An 8,429-nucleotide genomic window follows, 5' to 3' on the forward strand; every position below is an offset into this window, starting at 1 on the left:
GCCGACGGCGCGCGGCACGGCTCAGCCCCCCTTCACCGCCACCGCGAACAGGCGCCGGAAGGGCAGGACCGTGCCGTAGGGGGTCGCGGGGTACGCCTCGCGGAGCCGGTCGCGGTACTCCTCGGTGAAGGCGTCCCTCGCCTCCGGGTCGCCGGCCAGGGCGGTCAGGGCCGGGCGGAGGCCGGTGCCCTTGACCCAGTCCAGCACCGGGTCCTCGCCGGGGAGGACGTGCTGGTAGGTGGTCTGCCAGACGTCGGCGGCGCAGCCCAGGCGGGCCAGCCGGTCCAGGTAGGCGCCGGGGGTGTGGACGGAGTCGGGGGCGCGCAGGACACCGGCCAGGCGCGGGGCCCAGCGGGGCGCGGCGGCCAGTTCGCGCATCAGGGTGTGCAGCGGGGCGCCGGTGTTGTCCGGCACCTGGAAGGCGAGGACCCCGCCCGGCCTCAGCGCGACGATCCAGTCCGGGAACCGGTCCAGGTGGCCCGGCACCCACTGGAGGGTGGCGTTGGAGAGCAGCAGGTCGAGCGGGCCTTCGGGCGTCCAGGTGCGGGCGTCGGCGGAGGCGAAGTCCAGCGCGGGCTGCGCGGCGCGGGCGCGCTCCAGCATCTCGGGCGAGTTGTCGTACCCGGTGATCCGCGCGCCGGGCCACCGCTCGGCGAGCAGCGCGGTGGCGTTGCCGGGGCCGCAGCCGAGGTCGGCGATCCGGGGCCGCCCGGACGGCAGGCGGGGGACGCGGGCCAGCAGGTCCACGAACGGGCGCAGCCGGTGGCCGGAGTGACGGAGGTACTGGGCGGGGTCCCAGGAGGGCGTCGTCATGGCAGCCACCTTCCCGGAGAATTTCTCTTGATGTCAAGATACTCAGCATCAAGAGACTTCACGTCGACACAACCACTACACTGATCTCCATGGAGGACGAGGTCGATCGGCTGGTCGCAGCGTGGCGCCGGGAGCGCCCTGACCTCGACGTGGAACCACTGGAAGTGCTGAGCCGGGTGAGCAGGCTGGCCCGGCACCTGGACCGCGCCCGGCGGCTCGCCTTCTCCGAGCACCAGCTGGAGCCCTGGGAGTTCGACGTGCTGACCGCGCTGCGCCGCGCCGGCACCCCGTACCAGCTCTCCCCCGGCCAGCTGCTCACCCAGACGCTGGTCACCTCGGGCACGATGACCAACCGCATCGACCGGCTCGCCAAGAAGGGCCTGGTGGAGCGACTGCCCGACCCCAGCGACCGGCGCGGGGTACTGGTACGGCTGACCGACACGGGCAGGGACCGCGCGGACCAGGCGCTGGCGGGCCTGCTGGCCCAGGAGCGGGCCATCCTCGGCGAGCTGTCCCGCGCCCAGCGCGGCGAACTCGCCGGGCTGCTACGCCAGTTGACCGCCCCGTTCGACAACGTCCCCGGTTAGGTCGACCGGTCCCACCCCGGCCCGCCGGGCCAGCGCCACGGCGGCCAGCGTGGAGTGCACGCCCAGCTTGCCCAGCACGTTCTGCATATGGGTGCGCACGGTGTGCGGGGAGAGGAACAGCCGTTCCGCGACCGCCTTGCGGCCGAGACCGGCGACCATGCAGCGCAGCACCTCCCGCTCGCGCGGGGTCAGCGACTGCACCAGCCGCTCGCTCTCGCTGCGGTGCTTGCGCGCCGCCGTCAGCTCCTTGAGAACGCCGGTGAGCAGCGCGGCCGGCAGATGCGTCTCGTCCCGCAGCACGCCCCGGATCACGGTGAGCAGCCGGGACAGCGAGCAGTCCTTGGCGACCCAGCCGGAGGCGCCCGCCTGGAGTGCCAGCGCGGCCCGGTGCGCGTCGTCCTTCTCGGCGAGGACCACCGTCCGCACCCCGGCCTGCGCCGAGCGCACCCCGGCGACCAGCGAGATCCCGTCCACCAGGCCGTCCGTGTCGCCCGCCTGCACCGGCACCGCCGCCCGCCCGGCCGGCAGGGCCCGGCCGAGGTCGGCGTCGACCAGCAGCACGTCGAAACGGCGGCCCTCGCCGGCGGCGCGCTCCAGGCAGCGCAGCGCGGCCGGGCCACTGCCCGCGGCGGACACGTCCACGTCGGGCTCGGCGGCCAGCGCGGCGGCCAGTGACTCGGCGAAGATGCGGTGGTCGTCCACGACGAGCACTCGGATGCGAACCACGAAACCCCCTTCCCCAGGCTCCACGTGGAGCAGGGGTACCCACGGCCCGGCAACGGCGCGGCGGCCGCCGTCGCGGAGACAGCTACCCCCGGCGCGGTGCACGTACCCGCCCGTCACGCCCCCTGATCGGCCGCCCGCCGCCACGGGCATCGCTCTGGAGGGCCCTCAGCGTAAGGGCGGCTCCTGGCCGGGGGGAGCCGATTGACGGAACTGACCGACCGTCGCGTCTATGGTGTGCCGCATGTTTCGGATCGAGACGGAAGTGGACAAGGACCGACGGGATCTGCTGCGCACGCGGCTGCGGGACACCAACACGGCGGCCTCCCCGGTGCTGGCCGCGCTGCGCGGCTCTCCGGGCGACCGGCACACCCCGCTGCACGTGTGGGTGCTGGACGAGGCGGGCGAACTCGCCGGGGGGCTGGTCGGGCACACCTGGGCGGGCTGGCTGCACGTCGCCCTGCTGTGGGTGGACGCCCAGTACCGGGGCGCGGGCTTCGGCTCCCGGCTGCTGGAGGAGGCCGAGCACGTCGCGCACACCGGCCGGGACTGCGCACGGGCCCGGGTGGAGACCTGGGACTTCCAGGCCCCGGCGTTCTACGAGGACCGGGGCTACGAGGTGGTGTCCGTGATCCCCGACTATCCGCCGGGGATCACGGAGTTCACGCTGACCAAGCGGCTCGGCTGAGTCCGACGGGCTCAGCCGAGGCGGCGGGCGCCCGGCGAGGGCACCGCCTCGAAGACGCGCGGGGCGGTGAACCCGGCCGCCGCGAACGCCTCCTCGACCGCCTTGGTCAGGGTGTCCACCGCGGACGCCTCGGCCAGCGCGATCGCGGAGCCCCCGAAGCCGCCGCCGGTCATCCGGGCGCCCAGCGCGCCGGCGGCCAGCGCGGTGTCGACCGCGAGGTCCAGCTCCGGGCAGGAGATGCGGAAGTCGTCGCGCAGCGAGGCGTGGCCCTCGGTGAGGACCGGCCCGATGGCCCGGACGTCGCCCGAGTTCAGCAGCTCCACCACCCGCTCCACACGCCGGTTCTCGGTGACGATGTGCCGCACCAGCCGGCGCACCTCGGCCTCGTCGCCGAGCCGCTCCAGCGCCGCGTCCAGCCCGTCGTACGCCACGTCGCGCAGCGCGTCGACGCCGAGGAGGGCGGCGCCCTTCTCGCAGCCGGCCCGGCGCTTGCCGTACTCGCCGCCGCTGTGGGCGTGCTTGACCTGGGTGTCGACCACCAGCAGACGCAGGCCCTCGGCGGCCAGGTCGAAGGGGATCTGCCGCTGGGAGAGGTCGCGGGTGTCCAGGAAGAGCGCGTGGCCCTCCTGGCAGCAGGCCGACGCGGTCTGGTCCATGATGCCGGTGGGCGCGCCGACGTAGACGTTCTCCGCGCGCTGGCACAGCCGGGCCAGCTTCCAGCGCGGCAGGTCCAGGCCGAACAGGTCGTCCAGCGCGAGGGCGATGACGACTTCCAGCGCGGCCGAGGACGACAGGCCGGCGCCGGTCGGCACGGTGGAGGCGAGGTGGACGTCGGCGCCGGTGACCGGGTGCCCGGCCTCGCGCAGCGCCCACACCACGCCCGCCGGGTACGCGGTCCACTCGCCGTCGGTGCCCGGCGCGAGGCCGTCCAGGGCGAGTTCGACGACCTCGTCCCCGATGTCGTCCGAATGCAGCCGCAGCAGGCCGTCGGTGCGGCGGGAGACTGCCGCGACGACCCGGTGCGGCAGTGCGAAGGGCATGACGAAGCCGTCGTTGTAGTCGGTGTGTTCGCCGATCAGGTTGACCCGGCCCGGCGCCGCCCACACCCCTTCCGGTGCCGCTCCGTACAGCTCGGTGAAGCGTTCCCGGACCTGCTGTGCCCCCACTAGTGCTCCCTCTGCGTGTCGCGTGCGAACTCCCAGGCGTCCGCGATGATCCCGGCGAGGTCCGCGCGGGACGGGTTCCACCCCAGTGTGGCGCGTGCGGTGTCGGCCGACGCCACCAGGACCGCGGGGTCGCCGGCCCGGCGCGGGGCGGTGACCTCGGGGATGGGATGGCCGGTGACCTCGCGGGCGGTCTCCACGACCTCGCGGACGGAGAAGCCGTTGCCGTTGCCGAGGTTGCAGATCAGGTGCTCGCCGGAACGCGCGGCGCCGAGGGCGAGCAGGTGGGCGTCGGCGAGGTCGGCGACGTGGATGTAGTCGCGGACACAGGTGCCGTCGGGGGTCGGGTAGTCGTCGCCGTAGACGGAGATGGCCTCGCGGCGGCCCTGGGCGACCTGGAGGACGAGCGGGATGAGGTGGGACTCGGGGTCGTGGCGCTCGCCGTAGGGGCCGTAGGCGCCGGCCACGTTGAAGTAGCGCAGGGAGACGGCGGCCAGACCGTGGGCGTGCGCCTCGCTGGTGATCATGTGGTCGACGGCCAGCTTGGAGGCGCCGTAGGGGTTGGTGGGCCGGGTCGGGGCGGACTCCGGGATCGGGACCTGCTCCGGCTCGCCGTAGGTGGCGGCGGTGGAGGAGAAGACCAGCCGGCTCACCCCCGCCTCGCGCATGGCGGCGAGCAGGGCCATGGTGCCGCCGACGTTGTTCTCCCAGTACTTCTCCGGCTTCGCCACCGACTCGCCGACCTGGGAGAAGGCGGCGAAGTGCAGCACCGCGTCGTAGGACGGGTCGAGCCACTTGGCCGCGTCGCGGATGTCGCCCTCGACGAAGGCGGCACCGGCGGGCACGCCCGCGCGGAAGCCGGTGGAGAGATTGTCGAGGACGGTGACCTCGTGCCCCGCCTCCAGCAGATGCTGGGCGACGACGCTGCCCACATAGCCCGCCCCACCCGTCACCAGGTACTTCATGAACTCGCTACCTCTCGCAGTCGCTCGGCCGCGCGCTCCGGCGGCACGTCGTTGATGAAGACGTTCATGCCGGACTCGGAACCCGCGAGGAACTTCAGCTTGCCGGAAGTGCGGCGGATGGTGAAAAGCTCCAGGTGCAGCGCGAAGTCGTCCCGCGTCACCCCGTCGAAGCCGGGGAGGTCGCCGAACGGCGCCTGGTGCCAGGCCGCGATGTACGGCGTCGGCGCCACGGCCTCCGGGTTCTCCTCACCCTCCGGCCGCCCGAAGATCCGGTCGAAGCGCCGCAAGAGTTCCAGGTAGACCTGGGGAAACTCTGTGCGCGCGGCCTCGTCCAGCGCGAGCAGGTCGGGCACCCGGCGCTTGGGGTAGAGGTGGACCTCGTAGGGCCAGTGCGCGGCGAACGGGACGAAGGCCGCCCAGTGTTCACTCTCCAGGACGACCCGGTCACCGGCGAGTTCACGTTCCAGCACGGCGTCGAAGAGGTTCTCCCCGCCGGTCCCGGCACGGTGGCCGGCGAGCGAGCGGAGCATCAGCGCGGTGCGCGGGGTGATGAACGGGTAGGCGTAGATCTGGCCGTGGGGGTGACCCAGCGTCACCCCGATCTCGGCGCCCCGGTTCTCGAAACAGAAGACCTGCTTGACGGAGGGCAGATGCGACAGCTCGGCGGTGCGGTCGGTCCACGCCTCCAGCACCAGCCGGGCCTGCTCGTCGGTGAGGGAGGCGAAGGACGCGTCGTGGTCGGAGGTGAAGCAGACGACCTCGCAGCGGCCGGAGTCGCCGGCCAGGGAGGGGAAGCGGTTCTCGAAGACGACCACGTCGTAGGTGGAGTCCGGGATCTCGCTGAGCCGCCCGTCCCGGCTGGGGCAGAGCGGGCACTCGTCGGCCGGGGGGTGGTAGGTGCGGCCCTGGCGGTGGGAGGCGACGGCCACCGAGTCGCCGAGCAGCGGGTCCCGGCGGATCTCGGAGGCGGTGACCGTGGGCTCCAGCGGCCGCCGGTCCACCGCGTCGCGGACGGTGCCGTCCCGCAGGTCGTAGTAGACCAGCTCGCGCCCGTCGGCCAGCCGGGTCGAGGTCTTCTTCACGCCGGACTCCTCGCTCTCACTCAACACAATCAAACATAACAAACCACAACTCGACAACGGATCGCACGATCACAATCGAACAAAGAACACCAACAGAACTGTTCAAATACTGAAGGTCTCGGCGTAGGTTCCGCTCTGGATCAGTTCGCGCAACGAAGCGAGTTCTCATGCAGACCCCCCCGACCGGACCCGCGCCCCTGGCGGCGGGCCCCAGCTATCTGGCGGCGGAGCTACGGCTCCCCACCAACTGGCTCGACTACACGATCCTGGCCATCTACTTCGTCGTGGTCCTCGGCATCGGCTTCGCGGCCCGCCGCTCCGTGAAGACCAGCCTGGACTTCTTCCTCTCCGGACGCTCGCTGCCCGCCTGGATCACCGGCCTCGCCTTCATCTCGGCGAACCTGGCGGCCACCGAGATCCTGGGCATGGCGGCCAACAGCGCCCAGTACGGCGCGTACACCGTGCACTGGTACTGGATCGGCGCCATCCCGGCCATGGTCTTCCTCGGCCTGGTGATGATGCCCTTCTACTACGGCAGCAAGGTCCGCTCGGTCCCCGAGTTCCTGCTGCTGCGCTTCGACAAGGCCGCCCACCTGCTCAGTTCGATCCTGTTCGCCTTCGCCGCCATCCTGATCGCGGGCGTGAACCTGTACGCGCTGGCGATCGTGGTGGAGGCACTGCTCGGCTGGCCGCAGTGGGTGGCCATCGTGGTGGCGGGCGCCTTCGTGCTCGGCTACATCACGCTGGGCGGTCTCTCCTCGGCGATCTACAACGAGGTGCTCCAGTTCTTCGTGATCCTGGCCGCCCTCATCCCGATCACCGTCCTCGGCCTGAAGAAGGCCGGCGGCTGGGACGGCCTGACCCACAAGCTCGACGCGGCCCACGGCCACAACTTCACCACCGCCTGGGGCGGCACCGGCATCGGCAGCGCCAACCCGCTGGGCGCCAACTGGCTGACCATCGTGCTCGGTCTCGGCTTCGTGCTGTCCTTCGGCTACTGGACGACCAACTTCGCCGAGGTGCAGCGCGCGCTGTCCGCGAAGAACCTCTCCGCCTCCAAGCGCACCCCGCTGATCGCCGCCTACCCGAAGATCTTCATCGTCTTCCTGGTGATGATCCCGGGCCTGGTCGCCGCCGCCCTGGTCCCGAAGATCGGGCAGCCCGGCTCCGGGCTCCAGTACAACGACGCGATCCCGTACCTGATGCAGGAGCTGCTGCCCAACGGTGTGCTCGGCATCGCGGTCACCGGTCTGCTCGCCGCCTTCATGGCGGGCATGGCGGCCAACGTGTCGTCCTTCAACACGGTGTTCACCACCGACATCTGGGCCCGCTACGTGAAGCCGGACCAGGAGGACGCCTACTACGTCCGCTTCGGCCGCTGGATCACCGTGATCGGTGTCGCCGCGTCGGTCGGCACGGCGTTCCTGGCGTCGTCGTTCTCCAACATCATGAGCTACCTCCAGACGCTGTTCTCCTTCTTCAACGTCCCGATGTTCGTGGTCTTCATCGTCGGCATGTTCTGGAAGCGCGCCTCGGCCAAGTCCGGTTTCTGGGGCCTGCTCGCCGGAACCGCCACCGCGATGGTCAACTACTTCGTGTTCTACAAGGAGGGCGTCATCTCGATCCCCTCCGACCAGGGCGCCAACTTCGTCTCCGCCATCGCGGGCTTCGTCGCGGGCGCGGTCGTCATGGTCGCGGTGTCGCTGTTCACCAAGCCCAAGCCGGCCGACGAACTCCAGGGCCTGGTCTACGGCACCACGTCGCCGGGCATGGCCGAGGCGCCCGCCGAGGGCGACGACGCCTGGTACCGCAAGCCCGCCCTGCTCGGCTGGGGCGCGGTCGTCCTGGCCGCCGCCTGCTACATCCCGTTCTCGTTCTGATCGCGGGAGGATGAGGAAACCATGACCGACGAATCCCCCCGCCCCGGGCACGGCGCGACCGAGCGTGACGTCCAGCGCGAGGTCACCGAGCTGGAGGGCAAGTCCGCCACCGCGGCCCGCATCTTCGACCTGCGGCGCATCATCGGCGGCCTGTTCGTGGTGTACGGCGTCATCGTCACCATCACCGGCATCACCGACTCCCAGGCCGCGATCGACAAGGCCGAGGGCGTCAACATCAACCTGTGGACCGGCATCGGCATGCTGATCCTCGGGGTGTTCTTCCTGGCCTGGCTGAAGCTGCGGCCCACCCCGCCGCCGCTGCCCGCCGGGGACGCGGGCGACGAGGAGCCCGTGCACTAGTGCTGTGACCGGAAAGGGCTGCCGGAAAGCTCGCGGCGTCCGGTGCGGTGCATCGCAAGGCGGAGCATCGCCCGCGTACGGGATGTACTCGGGCGATGCGACAACGCGGCGAGGTGCCGTGCCGGACGCCGCGAGCCACATCGGAATAGCACACCTCAGAAATCCAGT

9 protein-coding genes are annotated in these 8,429 nt (G+C 71.6%); 4 read left to right on the forward strand and 5 right to left on the reverse strand.

What is annotated here, in order from left to right:
• Positions 1–21: 21 nt before the first annotated feature.
• The gene (locus ACWCV3_RS17255) at positions 22–813 is read right to left on the reverse strand and encodes a trans-aconitate 2-methyltransferase (RefSeq protein ID WP_451224132.1); all 792 of its coding nucleotides are present in this window, start codon (positions 811–813) and stop codon (positions 22–24) included.
• An 89-nt stretch (positions 814–902) separates the two neighbouring features.
• Between ACWCV3_RS17255 and tamR the strand changes: the two genes are divergently transcribed.
• On the forward strand, positions 903–1,400 hold the full coding sequence (gene tamR / locus ACWCV3_RS17260; RefSeq protein ID WP_451224135.1) for a MarR family transcriptional regulator TamR: 498 nt from the start codon (positions 903–905) through the stop codon (positions 1,398–1,400).
• Here tamR and ACWCV3_RS17265 read toward each other — a convergent pair.
• The gene (locus ACWCV3_RS17265; protein ID WP_451224138.1) at positions 1,359–2,126 is read right to left on the reverse strand and encodes a LuxR C-terminal-related transcriptional regulator; all 768 of its coding nucleotides are present in this window, start codon (positions 2,124–2,126) and stop codon (positions 1,359–1,361) included. The two genes, tamR and ACWCV3_RS17265, sit on opposite strands and share 42 nt — an antisense overlap.
• A gap of 229 nt (positions 2,127–2,355) precedes the next feature.
• On the opposite strand from ACWCV3_RS17265, the gene ACWCV3_RS17270 reads away from it, so the two are divergent.
• Complete coding sequence (locus ACWCV3_RS17270) at positions 2,356–2,811, forward strand: GNAT family N-acetyltransferase (RefSeq protein WP_451224141.1); 456 nt, start codon at positions 2,356–2,358, stop codon at positions 2,809–2,811.
• Between the two features lie 11 nt (positions 2,812–2,822).
• On the opposite strand, the gene galK is transcribed toward ACWCV3_RS17270, so the two are convergent.
• Genes galK through galT form a run of 3 tightly spaced genes read right to left on the reverse strand, consistent with a single transcriptional unit; the run spans position 2,823 to position 6,021 of the window.
• Positions 2,823–3,977: a galactokinase gene (galK, locus tag ACWCV3_RS17275; protein WP_451224144.1), complete on the reverse strand. Its 1,155-nt coding sequence runs from the start codon at positions 3,975–3,977 to the stop codon at positions 2,823–2,825.
• Entirely contained in the window at positions 3,977–4,939 is a 963-nt protein-coding gene (gene galE / locus ACWCV3_RS17280) for a UDP-glucose 4-epimerase GalE (RefSeq protein ID WP_451224147.1), read from the reverse strand. The genes galK and galE overlap by 1 nt, the downstream gene beginning before the upstream one ends.
• A complete protein-coding gene (gene galT / locus ACWCV3_RS17285; RefSeq protein ID WP_451224150.1) occupies positions 4,936–6,021 on the reverse strand; it encodes a galactose-1-phosphate uridylyltransferase in 1,086 nt (361 codons plus the stop codon). Before galT ends, galE begins: the two co-directional genes overlap by 4 nt.
• Positions 6,022–6,188: 167 nt before the next feature.
• Here galT and ACWCV3_RS17290 point away from each other — a divergent pair, with 167 nt between their 5' ends.
• Complete coding sequence (locus ACWCV3_RS17290) at positions 6,189–7,901, forward strand: sodium:solute symporter family protein (RefSeq protein ID WP_451224153.1); 1,713 nt, start codon at positions 6,189–6,191, stop codon at positions 7,899–7,901.
• Positions 7,902–7,922: 21 nt separating this feature from the next.
• The gene (locus ACWCV3_RS17295; RefSeq protein WP_451224156.1) at positions 7,923–8,261 is read left to right on the forward strand and encodes a hypothetical protein; all 339 of its coding nucleotides are present in this window, start codon (positions 7,923–7,925) and stop codon (positions 8,259–8,261) included.
• Positions 8,262–8,429: the final 168 nt, after the last annotated feature.

The sequence above is a fragment of the Streptomyces sp. NPDC001781 genome (genome assembly GCF_053596035.1).

Excerpts from the sequence above, each read along its gene's own strand:
- ACWCV3_RS17255 (WP_451224132.1), bottom strand. The coding sequence starts at position 813 with ATGACGACGCCCTCCTGGGACCCCGCCCAGTACCTCCGTCACTCCGGC.
- ACWCV3_RS17295 (WP_451224156.1), top strand. The coding sequence starts at position 7,923 with ATGACCGACGAATCCCCCCGCCCCGGGCACGGCGCGACCGAGCGTGAC.
- ACWCV3_RS17290 (WP_451224153.1), top strand. The coding sequence starts at position 6,189 with ATGCAGACCCCCCCGACCGGACCCGCGCCCCTGGCGGCGGGCCCCAGC.
- galE (WP_451224147.1), bottom strand. The coding sequence starts at position 4,939 with ATGAAGTACCTGGTGACGGGTGGGGCGGGCTATGTGGGCAGCGTCGTC.
- ACWCV3_RS17270 (WP_451224141.1), top strand. The coding sequence starts at position 2,356 with ATGGTGTGCCGCATGTTTCGGATCGAGACGGAAGTGGACAAGGACCGA.
- tamR (WP_451224135.1), top strand. The coding sequence starts at position 903 with ATGGAGGACGAGGTCGATCGGCTGGTCGCAGCGTGGCGCCGGGAGCGC.